10 protein-coding genes are annotated in these 16,523 nt (G+C 49.4%); 9 read left to right on the top strand and 1 reads right to left on the bottom strand.

Annotated features, from left to right (window positions below):
* The first annotated feature begins 6 nt into the window (after nucleotides 1-6).
* From B156_RS0104820 to B156_RS0104810, 3 genes are read left to right on the top strand one after another with little or no spacing between them, the layout of a single operon-like run.
* Complete coding sequence (locus B156_RS0104820) at nucleotides 7-1,254, top strand: efflux RND transporter periplasmic adaptor subunit (protein ID WP_018618514.1); 1,248 nt, start codon at nucleotides 7-9, stop codon at nucleotides 1,252-1,254.
* A 41-nt stretch (nucleotides 1,255-1,295) separates the two neighbouring features.
* Nucleotides 1,296-1,973, top strand: coding sequence for an ABC transporter ATP-binding protein (locus B156_RS0104815; RefSeq protein ID WP_018618513.1), 678 nt, complete (start codon nucleotides 1,296-1,298; stop codon nucleotides 1,971-1,973).
* Nucleotides 1,974-1,990: 17 nt separating this feature from the next.
* Entirely contained in the window at nucleotides 1,991-2,515 is a 525-nt protein-coding gene (locus B156_RS0104810; RefSeq protein ID WP_018618512.1) for a hypothetical protein, read from the top strand.
* Nucleotides 2,516-2,521: 6 nt separating this feature from the next.
* Here B156_RS0104810 and B156_RS0104805 read toward each other — a convergent pair whose 3' ends face one another.
* Nucleotides 2,522-2,857, bottom strand: a complete 336-nt coding sequence (locus B156_RS0104805; protein ID WP_018618511.1) for a hypothetical protein — start codon at nucleotides 2,855-2,857, stop codon at nucleotides 2,522-2,524.
* Between the two features lie 88 nt (nucleotides 2,858-2,945).
* Here B156_RS0104805 and B156_RS0104800 point away from each other — a divergent pair, with 88 nt between their 5' ends.
* The 6 genes from B156_RS0104800 (at nucleotide 2,946) to B156_RS0104770 (ending at nucleotide 16,521) form a co-directional block, all read left to right on the top strand.
* Nucleotides 2,946-5,363 (top strand): ABC transporter permease, encoded by a 2,418-nt coding sequence (locus tag B156_RS0104800; protein WP_018618510.1) that lies wholly within the window; start codon nucleotides 2,946-2,948, stop codon nucleotides 5,361-5,363.
* A gap of 12 nt (nucleotides 5,364-5,375) precedes the next feature.
* Nucleotides 5,376-7,808 (top strand): ABC transporter permease, encoded by a 2,433-nt coding sequence (locus B156_RS0104795; RefSeq protein WP_018618509.1) that lies wholly within the window; start codon nucleotides 5,376-5,378, stop codon nucleotides 7,806-7,808.
* 79 nt (nucleotides 7,809-7,887) lie between these two features.
* Nucleotides 7,888-10,284, top strand: a complete 2,397-nt coding sequence (locus B156_RS0104790; protein WP_018618508.1) for an ABC transporter permease — start codon at nucleotides 7,888-7,890, stop codon at nucleotides 10,282-10,284.
* A 125-nt stretch (nucleotides 10,285-10,409) separates the two neighbouring features.
* A complete protein-coding gene (locus B156_RS0104785; RefSeq protein ID WP_018618507.1) occupies nucleotides 10,410-10,808 on the top strand; it encodes a hypothetical protein in 399 nt (132 codons plus the stop codon).
* Nucleotides 10,809-11,819: 1,011 nt separating this feature from the next.
* Nucleotides 11,820-11,942 (top strand): hypothetical protein, encoded by a 123-nt coding sequence (locus tag B156_RS32370; protein WP_281167483.1) that lies wholly within the window; start codon nucleotides 11,820-11,822, stop codon nucleotides 11,940-11,942.
* Nucleotides 11,943-12,978: 1,036 nt separating this feature from the next.
* Nucleotides 12,979-16,521: a PA14 domain-containing protein gene (locus tag B156_RS0104770; RefSeq protein ID WP_018618505.1), complete on the top strand. Its 3,543-nt coding sequence runs from the start codon at nucleotides 12,979-12,981 to the stop codon at nucleotides 16,519-16,521.
* Nucleotides 16,522-16,523 lie beyond the last annotated feature (2 nt).

Here is a 16,523-nt window from a genome sequence, read left to right as displayed (position 1 = left end):
TGAACAATGGATCGCGTCTTACCTAAACGATTTTGGACAACCCAGCGCACGGCTTTATTTGGGGGCAGTGCGCTGATAGTGGGCTTACTGGTGTACACGTTCTTTTTTACCGACCGCCGGTCGAAACTGAACGTTGAAAAAGATAAAATAACCGTTTCGACCGTTTCGACCGGACCATTTGAGGACTTCATTGCCGTAACGGGTGTAGCACAACCGCTGAAAACCATCCGGCTCGATGCTATTGCCGGGGGCTACGTAACGGAAAAACTCGTTGAAGGTGGTACCAACGTAAAACAGGGTGATGTGTTGCTACGCCTGGAAAACCAAACCCTGCGGCTCAACTTCCTACAGTCGGAAACCGAAGCCAACCGGCTGGTGAATGACTTGCAGAATACCCGGCAGCGGCTGCGCGTGGAACGGTTTGCCCTGCGCAAAACACTATCGGACCTCGATTTTCAGATTAACCAGGCCAAAGATGTGTTTGACCGGCAGGCTACTTTGTACAACCAGAAAGTTATTTCAGCTCAGGAATACACAAAGGCCAAACTGGACTACGAACGGTTGATTGAACAACGGAAAATTGAGGTCGAATCACAGAAGTACCAGGATGACAACGCTCGGACGCAAATTAAACTACTGGAAGGCACCCTGGCCCGAACCCAGAAAAACGTGTCGCTCTGGCAGCAAACGCTCAATAACCTGGTGGTGAAGGCTCCCGTATCCGGTCTGCTATCCTCCATGGATATTGAAGTTGGCTCAAATATCAACCAGGGGCAGAATATTGGTCAGATTGATGACATGAACGGCTTCAAAATGCGGGTGGGCGTTGATGAACACTATAACAACCGCCTGTTTACCGGGCTAACTGGTTCCTTTGAGTACAATGGACAACAGCACGCACTGGAAATTACCCGCGTCTATCCGGAATCCCGTAATGGTCGTATTGATGTGGATATGAAGTTCCTGAAAGAAGCGCCCAAAGGACTCAAGCGCGGGCAGTCGACACCCATCCAGTTAGAATTAGGGAAAGCGGCTAAAGCTACGCTGCTACCTGTTGGCGGGTTTTTCTCTGATACGGGTGGAAACTGGGTATATGTGGTTAGCCAAACTGGCAACCGGGCCGTAAAACGGAATATTACCCTGGGTCGCAAAAACCCCGAATATTACGAAGTGCTGGAGGGTCTGCAACCCGGCGATCAGGTCATCACGAGTTCGTACGAGAACTTTGGTGACAATGACGTATTAGAGTTTTAACTCCTTGATTTTAAATCCCCGTTCAGACATTCTTATAGATCATGATCCAGACAGTTAATCTTCAGAAACTCTTCGCTACCGAAGAAGTAGAAACCACCGCCCTCAATGGCATCAACATGGAGGTGAAAGATGGCGAGTTTGTCGCCATTATGGGGCCATCCGGTTGTGGCAAATCGACCCTGCTCAACATCCTGGGTTTGCTCGATAATCCCAGCGATGGGGAGTATAATTTCTACGGTACGGCCGTAGCGAACATGACCGAACGGCAACGGGCACAGCTACGCAAAGGCTCTATCGGCTTCGTGTTCCAGAGCTTCAACCTGATTGATGAATTAACCGTTTATGAAAACGTAGAACTGCCCCTTCTCTATTTGAAAACCCCTGCCGATGAGCGTAAAAGCCGGGTAGAAACGTCTCTGGAGCGAATGGGCATTATGCACCGGCGCAATCACTTCCCCCAGCAACTGTCGGGTGGTCAGCAACAGCGTACAGCCATTGCCCGGGCGGTAGTCGCCAAACCCAAACTTATTCTGGCTGATGAACCGACGGGTAACCTCGACTCGAAAAATGGGGAAGAAGTGATGAAAGTATTAAGTGAACTGAACGACGAAGGTACGACCATCATTATGGTAACGCACTCCCCTTACGATGCCGGGTTTGCGCACCGCATCGTGAACCTGTTCGATGGGAAAGTAGTGACGGAGAATTTTCACGTGTAGCGTCATTAAATCAGATTATGAGAATCCTGCTTCTCGGCCTGCTATTAACCAGTTTTATAACCCTAGCGCAGACATCCGTCCATTCAAATTTGAATACGTCGATCAATGATGACGACAAGACCTATTCGATACGTATCGACGGTGATCGTAATGGGAAGGCCATTCATTACAACCGAACGTTCAACGTGGTGGGAATGAGCAAAGAACAGAAAGAAGCCATGAAAACCCGGGTATTGGATTCACTTGGTCTGGGCGAAGCACCACCTACTCCTGCCCTACCTAATACGGCGGGGGCTCCGGGCATAATGAAAGTAACATTCAGTTGCTTAACCTGCACCGGAAAAACCAAAATTACAATTAGTGGAAACGGATTTTCGGCAGAACGCGAGATAGAGGACGATAAAAATAAACCGGCTTTCCCGTTCGATCTGGAGATGCCGCCGGGTAGTTATCAGTACGAGTATCGGCAGAACGATGTGCTGCAAATGCAGTTGCCTTTTGTGGTAAAAACCGATCAGAAAAACACTGTACTGGTGAAGTGAAAAGGTTTACAGAAGGGCATTCAAATCAAGCTGAAGCCGTTCGGAGAACGACGATTCGATTGATAGCCCACCGTCGCCGAAGCAGGGCCAATTTATTATTTTCCTCAGGTCCGCTTTTACTCCTTTCGTCTGTGTCACTTCAATACTAATATGCGCCTGCCCGGTCGTATAATCAGACAGAATTACATCCGGCGTTGGGCTATTGTACTCGCCAACCATCATTTCAGGAATTGGCTCAAACGGAATCATTCCAGGCTCGAAGTAGGGATATAGCTTTGCGGTCAGGCGGGCAATTGTATGCTGGTGTATAAGCGGAGCGTTACTGCCGTCGTCCTGAATCATAAACTTTGCGGAAGCAGATCAGCTTGATGAGCCATCAGACTTTGTTAACAGCTTTTGCTTATTAAAGATACTAAAAATCAGCTAGTTTATGTTCCGTAACTACCTCAAAATCGCTCTCCGTACGCTGGCTATCAACAAGGCGTATTCGATTATTAACGTCGTGGGGCTAAGCATTGGGCTGGCTGCGGCCATGCTGATTATTCTGTATACCAAAGACGAAGTCAGCTACGACCGGTTTCATGCCAACAGCACCAGGCTGTACCGTATTGCCCGTCAGGAACTGACACCGGCGGGCAAAATAGACCATGTAGAGGGCAATACTGGCCTTTTTCAGGGACCAACGTTCAGCGCGGGCATTCCCGAAATACAATCGTTCGTACGGTACAGAAGCGACCGGATGGACCTGAAAAATGGTACTGAAATAGCTAGTCAGGAAGTGTTCTTTGCCGACTCCAGTTTTTTTTCCGTCTTCTCGTTTCCATTGCTCAGCGGTGATACCCGAACGGCCCTGCGGGAGCCCCGCTCCGTGGTTATTTCGGAGGACATGGCCCGCAGGCAATTTGGTACTACTGAGGCCCTGGGGAAATTCATTTTCTTTAATAATCCCGTTGACGACAAGATCAGGTTTGACCCGTATACCGTAACGGGTGTGGTCCGGAATAGCCCGCAGAACTCATCCATCAAGTTCGATATTCTTTTGCCCATGGTTATAGACCAGGCCGAAATGACGAATAATGAAAACTGGTTCAACATGTTCCTGAATACGTTTGTCCTGCTTCACCCTGGCACTACGCAAGACCAGATTATGCGTATCGAGGCTAAAATGAACCAGATTTACCGGGCCAATGCCGCTTCCTCCATTAAAATGATGGCGGATAAGTACGGGTTCAAAAACCAGGTAGCCTATGGCCTGCAACCATTCACGGCCATGCACCTGAGCAAAGAGTTGCCCGCCAACAACGGACTGGTGGATGGCAGCAGTCCCATGTTCTCCTACATTCTGTCGGGGATCGCCCTGTTCATTTTGCTGATTGCCTGCATCAACTTCGTGAACCTGACGGTTGCCCGCTCCCTGAAGCGGGCTAAAGAAATCGGCGTTCGGAAAGTAGTGGGCGGAGGGCGTCTGCAACTTACGTTGCAGTTCCTGGGCGAGTCGTTTCTATTGTGTCTGGGCGCGTTTTTACTGGCCCTGCTGTGGCTACAGCTGGTGCTTTCTACCTTTAATCAATTGGCCAACAAAGCGCTGGATCTGGCCTACCTGCTGGATACTAAACTGGTACTGGGGTATGTGGGGCTTTTCCTGACTACGGGCTTCCTGGCTGGCTTTTATCCGGCACTGGTCCTGTCTAGCTATAACCCGGTCCAAACGCTGTACAACCGATTTAATCTGTCGAAAAAGAATTATCTACAGCGCTCCCTGGTCGTAATCCAATTTGCCCTGGCTTCATTCCTGATCATTGCTACCCTCACCATTTATTCGCAGTTCGATTACCTGACAACCAAGGATTTAGGCTATGACGATGCCAATATTATCAGTGTCGATAAATCAAACCTGAAGCGGAGCGAAGTTCTGTTGCTGAAACGGGAACTGCTGAAAAATGGAAATATAGTTGATGTAGCACCCAAAAACGGCGGCCAATGGGGCACCATTGCTAAAGTAAACCAGAACACGGAGATCAACTTCAAGTACGAAACGGTCGACCCGACTTACCTGCCCCTATTCCATATTCCGATTAGAAAAGGTCGAAATTTTTCCCCTGATTTTCCGGCTGATTCAACCCGCTCGGTACTGGTCAACGAAACGTTTGCCAAAAAAGCGGGCTGGACAAATCCCATTGGGCAGGTGGTTGACTTCTGGTACAAACCCGATGAAAAATATACGGTGGTAGGGGTGGTACAGGACCATCATTTCAACGCGCTGAACGAGGCAATCGGCCCGCAGTTATTCACCATGAAACCGGGCAATCAATTTGGAAAGGTGTTCATGAAAATCAAACCGAACACAACAACGGCCAGTCTGAAGTACATTGAAAAGACGTTCAAAAAACTCTTCCCATTTCATCCTTATTCATACACCTTTTTAGAGGAGGCCAACCTGAAGCAGTATGAGTCGGAAGCGAAATGGAAACAGATTTTGTTGTTTGGGGCCATCCTGACCATTTTTATTTCCTGCATCGGCTTGTTCGGCCTTGCCACGCTCTCTGCCGAACGGCGCACTAAAGAAATCGGAATTCGGAAGGTGCTGGGAGCTTCTGTAGCCAGTATTATTCAACTGATGTCGTCTGACTTTCTAAAACTGGTGGTGCTCTCGCTTCTGGTTGCCTTTCCGCTGGCCTGGTATGCTATGCAGCAATGGCTGGAAAACTATCCCTACCGCATCAGCATCAGCGGATGGACGTTTGCCGTGGCGGCCCTGCTAACAATTCTGATTGCCTTTTTTACAGTTAGCTTCCAGTCCATCCGAACGGCACTGGTCAATCCGGTGAAATCATTACGCAGCGAATAAATTTGTCCGATTATGTTCCGTAACTACCTCAAAATTGCCTGGCGTACGCTCTGGAAAAACCGGACGCATACGGCCATTAATATTGTTGGCTTATCAGTAGCCTTCGGTACGTGCATCCTGCTGTTTCTAACGGCCACTTTTGAACTATCGTACGACCGGTTTCATGCCGATGGTGACCGCATCTTCCGGCTCAATTTTTTGGAATCCAACCGCGATGGTACGCCTGACCGCAGCAGCACGATGCCGTTCCCGATTACGCCCGCTCTCAAAGCCGAGTTTCCCGAAATAGAGGGCGTATCGCGCGTCTTCGATAGTGGCATGAGTGTTCGGGAGAATGGGCAGACATACAGCAAAGATGTCCGGCTGGTCGATGCGGATTTCCTGCGGATGTTCACCTTTCCGATGCGTACAGGCAGTGCCAAAACCGCCCTGAACGGTCTCAGCGATATCGTCATCAGCGAAAACATGGCGAAAGCGGTTTTCGACAGGCAGGATCCCCTTGGCAAGCTGCTGCAACTCCGCCTGAATGGCGCGTGGCAAGCCTTCACCGTAACGGGCGTGGTCAACGATTTTCCAGATAATTCAACACTCAAGTACGATGCCTTCATCCGCAGCGAAAACGCGGCTGATTATGCCGGTAATAAAACTCGATGGGACCACGGCAGTCATGATGTTTACGTGAAACTCAAAGCTGGTACCGACCCGCAGACCCTGCAACGGCGCACGCAGGCATTTATCGCCAAGTACTTCGCTAAAGACATCAGCGAACAGCAGCAGCAGGGTTACCCCAAAAATACCCTCGGCTACCAGAAAAGTTTGCTCCTGCAACCGCTGACGGACGTACACTTTGATACGGAAACGGTTGGCGGTCAGGCCATCAGCCGGACGTATGTCTATACACTGTTGCTGGTTGGATTATTCATTCTGGCTATTGCCTGCATCAATTTTATTAACCTCACTATTGCCCAGTCACTCACACGGGCGCGGGAGGTGGGTGTTCGTAAATCGCTGGGGGCGCAGCGGGGGCAGTTATTCGGTCAGATCTGGGGCGAAACCGTTCTGCTTAGTCTGATTGCTCTGCTGCTGGGTTTGGGGCTGGCCTATCTGACCTTACCCACCTTTAACCAGCTATTCAGAAGCCATTTGAGGTTGACCGATTTTTTGAAACCGGTATCTCTGCTCACAACGGGCCTGGGCTTTTTACTCATCACGCTGGTGGCAGGAGGGTACCCGTCGTGGTTTGTAACGCGCTTCAACGTCGTGGATGTACTGAAGGGCAACGGGGCTGCCCTCCGGGGTAAATCGAGCCGACCGGGACTATTGCGTAATTCGTTAATAGTTACTCAGTTTGCCATTGCCTGTCTGCTCATAATTTCTACGCTGATTGTGCGTCAGCAAATTAGTTATCTCCAGCAAAGACCAATGGGGCTGGATAAAGAACAGGTTGTGAGTATTCCGGTTGGGAATGAACTGAACGGTGGTGCAGCCCTGAAAACTATGCGCGACCGGTTGGCCAACCAGCCGAACATCATAGCTATCTCGGGGTCGGGTGTCAACATTGGTGCCGGGCTGGATGGTAGTTCATCGCGGCAGCTATTTGGCTTCCTCTATGGCAAACGCGACGTTACCTGCGACTGGCTACGGGTCGACACAGACTACCTGAAAACGATGGGTATCAAGCTGTTGCAGGGGCGCGATTTTAGTACGGCGTTTGGTACTGATACCAGTTCGGCGGTGCTTATTACCCAAAGTATGGCTAAGGCACTTGGGGAGAATAATCCAGTCGGTAAGTTTATCAAACCCGATAATAAATCGTTCCAGATTGTTGGGGTCATCTCGGATTTCAACCTGTATTCGCTGCGTCAGGAAGCCAAACCAATCACCCTCCAAATGCAGTCGATGAGTCCGATTCAGTACATCCTGATTCGGGTAAATCCCCAGAACCTGACGGGGGCAATGGAAACCATTAAAGCGACCTGGAAAACCGTAGCCCCGAAGCAGGAATTTATCGGCTCCTTCCTGGATGAAAATACTGAACGCTGGTACAAAAAGGAGCAGCGGCTGGCTACTATTTTCTCCTCTGCCGCTGGGGTCGCCATCCTCCTGTCGTGCATGGGTTTGTTTGCCATCGCCCTGATTTCGATTCAGCAGCGGACTAAAGAAATTGGTGTGCGTAAAGTGCTCGGCGCGAGTGTTAGTAGCATCGTTACGCTGCTCTCCAAAGACTTTCTCAAGCTGGTGCTGGTGGCAATTGTTATTGCCAGTCCACTAGCCTGGTATGCCATGCACCAGTGGCTGCAGGATTTTGCCTATAAGATCGACATTGAGTGGTGGGTATTTGCGCTGACAGGTCTGATAGCCGTGGGCATTGCCCTGCTGACGGTGAGTTTCCAGAGCATCAAAGCCGCCCTGACGAACCCGGTGAAGAGTTTACGGAGCGAGTAATAACAACGCTTAACTTTTTTTAACAGCCTGTCTATAAGCAATGTCCGTACCTTGATGATGTAATCTGGTACGGACATTCATGCTTCAAAACTACGTTAAAATAGCCTTGCGTAACCTGCGTACGCACCGGACGTATACACTGCTTAATATCATTGGCTTATCCGTTGGCATGGCGGGCGGATTGCTTGTTTTCCTGTTCATCCGCCATCACCTCAGCACCGACCGGTATCACACCAAATTCGACCGCATGGTTCGCATCAGTACCGACCTGCACCTCGACGACGGGTCGGTTGAGTATTACCCGGAGGCACCCTTGCCTATGGCTAAAGTACTACGAACGGACTTCCCACAGGTGGAACAGGCCGCTTTTCTGCGAATGTTTCGGGAACTGACCGTCAGCGTAAACCAGCCCCGCGAAGGGACAAGCCGACGTTTTCTGGAACGTAGCGGAGCAGGGCTGGCTGAGCCGCAGTGGTTCGATGTATTAAGCTACGTGTGGCTACGGGGAAATCCCGAAACAGCACTGCGTCAGCCCAACAGCGTTGTATTGACAGAATCCTGGGCCAGAAAATATTTTGGCGATAAAGATCCCATTGGGCAGACGCTGCTACTCAACAACAAAATCAGCGCAACCGTAACGGGTTTGCTGGCCGAACCACCCACCACGACCGATACAAAGCTGGGCCTGTTCGTTTCAATGGCAACGCTCCATCAGCTCGACCCCGACTACGACCAGGCAAACTGGCGGCAACTCAACAGTACCAACCGGCTATACGTTACCTTGAAAAGTCCCAGAGACGTAGCCAGTTTGCAGGAAGCTATGCCCGCTCTAGCTCGGAAATCCTACGGCCCAGAAGCCAACTACTATCGGTTCGTTGTCCAGCCTATGCGGGAAATACATTTCGACGTAGCCCGGATTGGAGGCAGCATCCGACCGTCACTTCTCTGGTCACTGGGCACAGTCGGTGTGTTATTGCTGCTGGCAGCCAGTATCAACTTCGTCAACCTCGCTACAGCGCAGGCCCTCCGGCGCGTCAGAGAAGTGGGCATCCGGAAAACTCTGGGCAGCAACCGGGAGCAATTGATAGGTCAGTTTCTGCTCGAAACCGGCCTCATCACAACTGCTGCTACGGGTTTGTCAGTGCTGGTGACGGTAGTTATCCTGCCCCTATTTGTTGACTGGGTAGAGCTACCTTTGGCTCTGCACCCCGACGGGATAACCATTGGGTTCATTGGCGGGCTGCTCGTTGGTGTAACGTTGCTGGCGGGTGCGTACCCGGCATTCGTATTGTCCGGTGTTACGCCAGCTTCGGCGTTCCGGGGTAAGTCGGGTGTATCAGGTGGTAGAACTATACGTGTTCGTCAGGTGCTGGTAGTTGTGCAGTTTGCCGTTTGTCAGGCCCTTATTCTCGGAGCATTGGTGGTCGCTCAGCAGGTCCGCTACATGCAGCGGGCCGATTTGGGTTTCCGTAAAGACAATATCGTTGCTGTGACGATGCCCTTCGGTACAAAACCATTGCAGGATGCCTTCAAACAAACACTACAAGCGTATAGTGATGTCCAGGCGGTTAGTCTAAGCCTTTTATTACCTACCAATGGGCTGATGTATGGCGGACAAGTCAAGTTCGATGGTAAACCCGATTGGGAGCGTTATCCGGTTCGCGAACGGCTGGCCGATGCTGATTTTGTGAAAACCTTCGGGCTAACAGTAATAGCCGGGCGAAACCTGGCACCGAGCGATACCATTCGCGAGTATCTCATCAATGAGACGCTGTTGCACAAACTCGGCTTCCAGAAGCCGGAACAGGTATTGGGTAGGCGATTGCAGTACCACTTATCGTCGGTTCCGTTGCCCATTGTGGGTGTTGTTCGTGATTTTCACCTCAAATCACTGCGGGAACAAATCGACCCCTGCCTTATCGCCAGTAGGGCTGACGCTTATGTGCGGGCCGGTATTCTACTATCGGGCCGGAATCCAATCCAAACGCTGGAGTACATCCGTCAGGCTTGGCTGAAACTGTACCCAAACGAGGTATTCGAATACCAGTTTCTGGATGAGCAGGTAGCCAGTTTTTACAAAACCGAAACCCTGACCGCCCGTCTTATCAACGCATTCACGGGTATTGCCATCCTTATTTGCTGTTTAGGCTTGTATGGACTGGTTACGTTCACCGTTGGGCAGCGGACTAAGGAAATCGGCATCCGTAAAGTGCTCGGCGCGAGTGTTAGCAGCATCGTTGCCCTACTTTCCAGAGACTTTGTCAAACTTGTATTGGTGGCTATTATCATTGCCAGCCCACTGGCCTGGTATGCTATAAATCAGTGGTTGCGGGGCTTCGTCTACAAAACAGGCATTGGATGGTGGGTATTTGCTCTGGCGGGCTTGCTGGCCGTAGGGATTGCGCTAATCACGGTAAGTTTCCAAAGTGTAAAAGCCGCCCTGATGGACCCGGTGAAGTCGCTGCGGATTGAGTAAGTTATTGATAGCCAGTACTGTTGCTAATTTTTACATTTCCTTTACAATGTTTGACAGGGAGAAATAAGTCGATTGGTAGATTTGCTTCATCACTAACCAATAAATCAAACATCATTAAACAGACAGTGCTGATTTTCCTGCTGGCCGTTAATTGCGGTATTACTGCGGTAAGTTTCGCTCAGGCACCGTTCAACAGTTGCCCGGCCGCTTTTATCCCCGGCAAAATGATCGTTAACAACTACTCGCCAACAGGCCAGTGCCGACTTTCGGCTGCCGCTACTGGTAAGCTGACCGTGCAAACAGTCGCTTTGTCGCCGACGAAAAATAAAGCCGTTGACAAAATTGATTTTCATGTGGCCATTCGTGACAAAGCGACCAACACGCTCCGTATGTTCTCGAATAAAACGTATCAGCAGTTGCCCGTGCAACAAGTACTGATTACCTGCAAAAAAGGGGACCGCATCGTATTGCTAACGGTGAACAACCAGTACGCACTTCCCCATAACGAAATACTTGTAAAATAGGCAACAGACTTTTATTCCTCTTTCCAATCACCAGTGAAATTTAGTTTTTTACCCTGCTTTTCACTGGTGATTGGAAAGAGGAATAAAAGCAGCCGGGTCGCCATCTAGGTTTGAGAGTTAGTAAGATTCCCAGCTTTGGTATCTTGCTAACAGGCAACCCGAGGGGGTATGCAAACGGGGCGCCGAGGAGTCAAAGATATATGCTTCAAACGGTCCGCTGTCGCGGTCAGCACCCCATTCGGTTAGACTTGCAAAGGCTCGGATTGAAAATAGGCAGGGGTCCCTGTGCGGTTCGCGGCCCATAAAAAGGCGGACGGCCGATGCTGCCGTTTACTCGTAACAAGGCAATCAACTATATTCCCAAACACCAAATTCGGTGGTTGGAGTCAAAATAGGCTTAAGAATTTGAAAGCCCTAACGAACTGGCAACTAACGGAAGCGGTGTTCTTCATGCAACACGCAGGTATCTATTAATGCGCATCTGCTAGAATACCTGGACAAAACCAATTTAGCTAGAGTCATCGCTTCAAATCAAACAGCCTGGTGGTATGCAGTGAGGTAAGACGGATAAAGTTGAGGCTCAGCTGATGGACGAGTATGCCTGCACGGGCGGTCCCGTATCGCTTTTGGGATAGAACCCGTTTGTGGCAACTACCCCGTCCAATCATCTGACAAATAGCCTTCTTGAGTGCTGCTCGTCAACGAGTGATACAAGTCTATAAGCAACTGGCTCGACTACTCGATGAACAAGATACGTTCGTTAGCTCTACCATGCAAAAGCAGGCCCGGCACACTTGTAAGACCTTATTAGCAGCTTTAGAAAAAGATCGGACCGCCTATGCTGCAGTAAGACCCGAGTAAGTCACCGGGCGCAAAAATGACTCAAGTCATTATTGCATTTAGCAGGGCGGCCTGTGCCGGGCAGTGTCGGCTATTCAAGTCAACTATGAGCTACAGGCGTGTTATCAGTCAGTCTGCCAGTGCGGCAAAATGGCCAAAGGCAAAAACAAAATGCTGGTACTCAACGCGGTTCGCGACAAACTAATTCGCTGGGATTATACGGTCGTTGAGCGGGGTGAAGACTATGACAAATTTTATGCCTTTCTCTTACGTAGACTAAAGAAATCGCTCTAGTAACCCGGTTGGGCCACTGGAGCGATGAAAATATGGTGGCCGAGTGGGTTTTTCTACTTTCAGCATGAATGAAATGGCCCTTGAGCAGGTCATTATGGATTACAATTCGATACGGCCACATGCTTCTTTAGGCTATAAGGTGTCTAATCGTGCTCATCAGGGTCAAGGCCATCTGCCTCAAACTGGTACTTGCATAAAAAGTTAGATTCGGAAATGCCCAATATCAAGCTGATAATCAGTTTTTTTTCTTTGTAAATTTATTCCAGTAGCATACGAAATTTATACCTGTCTTTTGGCTGACGCCGAAGGAAGTTATAGTATCCTCTCGTGAGTCTTACCCGTTTCATGATTATAAACAAACTAACTTCTAACTCACGTAATTGCTGTAAAAATTTCAAAAAAATTTAATTTATTTATAGCAAAATGTATTCTTTGGCAACTTATTTGTTTGAACTTCTGAGCATAACAAAGCAGCTCAACGACTAACATTGGTTCATTAGTCAAGGTCTTAATTATTTGGTTGTTTATAGGAAATAGTGTATGTATATAGGGATAATCAAGAGAAATATTAATGTTTATTCTGAAAAACTAAAAGGCTTAACCTAATCCCATCGGCTTTAAAGAAGCCAAATTTGCCAACTATATTTATCCAGTAAACTTCCACTTCTATAAAAGAAGTGATTTTTAATCAGTGCCTTTATTTAACCGCACATTTCTACAACTACCACACTTTTATAAATTCTCCCCAACGGTTTATTATTCTCCGAGCCCATTCCATTAAGTTTTGAACTACTTCTTTTAATTACAACCTCTCTTAATTTGGTTTATGTATCTACTCAGGTTTTTTCTGTACAAAATGCACTTGTACAACACCTCTCCTTGTGCTTACACTCGCTATTCTACCCTCTTTCTTTTCAGTCTGATAAGCCAGTTGGTTTGTGCCCAAGCCACGTATTATGTAGCCACTGATGGGAAGGATTCCAATGACGGACGCTCATCAGGGGCTGCATTTCAGAGTTTAGCGAAGGTTAATACTATGACCCTCAGAGCCGGAGATGCCATACTACTACGCCGGGGGGATACATTTCAGGGTACTCTATCAATTAAGCATTCCGGTTCATCGGGCAACCCCATAGTTATTGAAGCGTACGGATCAGGGAATAAGCCAATTATTGCAGGTTCAGCTACCGTTGGCAAATGGAGCCGCAACGGCAATATCTGGCAGGCTATATGCGCTGCGTGCGGAAGTCAGGTGACAGGGCTCTACCGCAATGCAACAGCTCTGCCGCTAGGCCGGTATCCTAACCTGACTGATACCAACCGGGGGTATCTGACGGTGGAGTCGCACAACGGTAAAAATCAGCTTACTAGCCAGCAGGGGTTGCCGACAAACTGGATTGGTGGCGAGGTAGTGGTTCGTCCGACTCAATGGATTATGGATCGGGCACCAATTACGGGGCAAAATGGTAATACGCTTTCGCTCAACAACACTAGCAATTATAACCTTGCCAATGGATGGGGCTTTTTTATTCAGAATCACCCGGCTACGCTGGATCAAACCGGTGAATGGTACTATAACCCAAGTAATAAGACCATCCAACTGTACGATAGTCAGAATGATGTCAACAGTCAGCTCATTACGGCTACCGCTTTCGACGTGGGCATAAACCTGAACAATTCGTCGTTCATCACTATCCGCAATATACAGATCAGCCAAACGCTTGCAACGGGCATAGTAGGCAATGGGGGTTCTAATCTGAGTATTTCCAGCAATGATATTACGAATTGCGGGTTCGATGGTATTGCTATTTTAGGGTCAAACACAAATGTGCTGATTGAAAATAACTTGATTGAAGATATTAACAACGTCGGCGTAAGCATTGAGGGATATCAGAACTTCACTTTCCGGAACAATACCGCCCGGCGAATTGGCCTCGTACCAGGGCGTGGAAAAAGTGGAGATGGCAGTTATACCGGGCTAATATCGGGTGTAAACCAAAATGGTCTGATTGAAAGCAATGTGCTGGACAATATTGGGTATATCGGTATGTCGGTATCTAGTAATACCGTTATCCGCTACAATCAGATCAGCAATTTCTGCCTGACAAAAAGTGATGGGGGCGGGATTTACGCCTGGAATGGTAACCGCAATAACCCCGGTGGGCTGCAAATTATGTCGAACATTGTATATAATGGTATCGGTGCGGCAGAGGGAATGCCCCCTAGCGTCTATTCCGGGGCAAACGGTATTTTTCTGGACGACTGCATGCAAAATTCTGAGATTTCCAATAATACATCGTTCAACTCAAGTGGTAAAGGACTTATGATTCGGGGCTCGTCCAACATTATCATTAAGAACAACACTAGTTTTAGCAACGGCGAGGAACAACTCAAATTTAGTTACAATGGGGTATGCCAAATGCGGAATAACCAGGTTCAAAACAACATACTTTTTAGTAAATACCCCACACAGGGCGTAGTCGAGTATGAATCGTTTGAAAATGACCTAAGCCAGTACGGTTCGTTCGACTACAATTATTATGCCCGTCCGTTTGAAGACCTGTTTAAGATTCGGGCCATCTATAATCCGGGATCGGGGGTAACGGGTGATAACTTTACTTTAGCCGAATGGCAATCGCGGTGGGGGATGGACCGTAACTCATTCAACAGCCCGATTACCTATAAGACGCAAACCGTTGGTCAAACGGGGGCCACCCTGCTGGATCAGTCATTTACCAGTAATACAAACGGCTGGAACGGCTATGCACCCTATGGCAATGGTCGAATCGATTGGGATAATACAAACAAACTTGATGGTGGTTCCATGCGCTTATCATTTGGGTCGGCTTCTGGCAAGAGTGATTCCTATCTGTTAGCCTTCATCAACATTGGAGCCGTTACTAAAGGGAAAACCTATCAATTGTTGTTTAATGGGATCGCTTCGAAGGCGGATAAGCGCCTTCAGGTGTATCCCCGTCAGCTATCGGGAGGCTACCAGGATCTGGCTAACCGGACCGCTCTGGTCCTGAGTACAGGACAGCAGACGTACGAAGCTACTTTTACGGCTACGATGGATGAATCGAATGCTATTCTGCTGATTCAGGTATATGAGGATGGGCAAACAGCTTGGATCGATAACCTCAGATTAAGGGAAGCCACCCTGGTAAACGTTGACCCAGATGATAAGATCAAGCTGTACTACAATACTACATTTCAGGATAAAGTTCAGACCCTGGATGGTTCCTTCCGGGACGTGAAAAACAACGTGTATTCGGGTCAGGTAATTATTGCTCCTTTCTCTTCAATTGTGCTGATGAGGGAGAACAGTACCACCACTACGCCCACACCGGTCGCCCTGCGAGACCCGGAGAATCCGGCTAATGCGGTGGCTGGCCTGACCTACCAGTACTATGAAGGAAGCTGGAGCGCCCTGCCCGACTTTAACGCCCTGACGGCTCTCAAATCCGGAACGGCCAGCGTACCCGCCCTCTCGGTGCGCAGCCGTGATAGCAACTATGGCCTGCGCTTCACCGGCTACCTTAGCGTACCTACCGATGGGATGTACACGTTTTACACCTTCTCCGACGATGGCAGCAAGCTGCTGATTGGCACTACCGAGGTGGTCAACAACGACGGAAACCATCCTGAGCAGGAACGCTCGGGCAGTATCGGGCTCAAGGCGGGGGTGCATGCCCTGAGTGTGCTCTTTTACCAGGGCAACGGCGGGCAGGCCCTGAACGTCAGCTACAACGGGCCGGGTCTGGACAAGCAGCTCATTCCGGCAGCCGCTTATCTACGGGGAGGTACCGGGGGGGGCACTCCGGCTGGTGGGAGTGGGCGTGGCAGCGGAACAGGGCTGCGGGCCGACTACTTCAACAACACTAACCTGACAACCCCCATTGTGGTGAGCCGGGTGGAGGAAACGGTAGATTTCGATTGGGGTGACAAATCGCCGACTGGAAGAGGAGTAAAGTCGGACTACTTCTCGGTTCGCTGGACGGGCCAGGTCGAGGCTCCGGTGAATGGCAAGTACATCTTCAGCACCCTGGGCGACGACGGTATCCGGTTGTGGGTGAACGGGGTGCTGCTGATCGATGACTGGAACGGGCACGCTCCCCAGCTGAACACGGGGGCCGGTATCGTATTGAATGGGGGTCAGAAGTATGACATCCGCATGGAGTACTTCGACAATTTTGGTGGGGCGGTAGCCAAGCTGATGTGGGCCTATCCGGGCCAGGATCAGCAGGCGGTTCCCAAATTACGCCTGTACCCCGCAGCCGGTAGTAGTAATGCACGGGCGGCTGCCATTAACTCGGATGAATTTGAGGCTACTACAGTGGTATTTCCAGTACCGGCCCGCGAGGCAGTTCAGGTGCGTTATCACGCAACAGAAACAGGCGCTGTAAATCTGCAACTAACTACCATTGCCGGGCAACTGAGTATGGTAATGAATCACAAAGTGATGATGGGCGAGAATCTGATTCATATTCCCGTTCGCGAGTTGAATAGAGGGTCATATATATTGACGTTGGTGCAGGGGCAAAAGAGAATTACCCGGAAGATTTTACTGGTAGAGTAGTT

Source organism: Spirosoma luteum DSM 19990, from assembly GCF_000374065.1.
GTDB classification, from domain to species: Bacteria; Bacteroidota; Bacteroidia; order Cytophagales; family Spirosomataceae; genus Spirosoma; species Spirosoma luteum.
This window is presented reverse-complemented; position numbering and strand designations above follow the sequence as displayed.

Excerpts from the sequence above, each read along its gene's own strand:
- B156_RS0104820 (WP_018618514.1), top strand. The coding sequence starts at position 7 with ATGGATCGCGTCTTACCTAAACGATTTTGGACAACCCAGCGCACGGCT.
- B156_RS0104815 (WP_018618513.1), top strand. The coding sequence starts at position 1,296 with ATGATCCAGACAGTTAATCTTCAGAAACTCTTCGCTACCGAAGAAGTA.
- B156_RS0104810 (WP_018618512.1), top strand. The coding sequence starts at position 1,991 with ATGAGAATCCTGCTTCTCGGCCTGCTATTAACCAGTTTTATAACCCTA.
- B156_RS0104805 (WP_018618511.1), bottom strand. The coding sequence starts at position 2,857 with ATGATTCAGGACGACGGCAGTAACGCTCCGCTTATACACCAGCATACA.
- B156_RS0104800 (WP_018618510.1), top strand. The coding sequence starts at position 2,946 with ATGTTCCGTAACTACCTCAAAATCGCTCTCCGTACGCTGGCTATCAAC.
- B156_RS0104795 (WP_018618509.1), top strand. The coding sequence starts at position 5,376 with ATGTTCCGTAACTACCTCAAAATTGCCTGGCGTACGCTCTGGAAAAAC.
- B156_RS0104790 (WP_018618508.1), top strand. The coding sequence starts at position 7,888 with ATGCTTCAAAACTACGTTAAAATAGCCTTGCGTAACCTGCGTACGCAC.
- B156_RS32370 (WP_281167483.1), top strand. The coding sequence starts at position 11,820 with ATGCTGGTACTCAACGCGGTTCGCGACAAACTAATTCGCTGGGATTAT.
- B156_RS0104770 (WP_018618505.1), top strand. The coding sequence starts at position 12,979 with ATGACCCTCAGAGCCGGAGATGCCATACTACTACGCCGGGGGGATACA.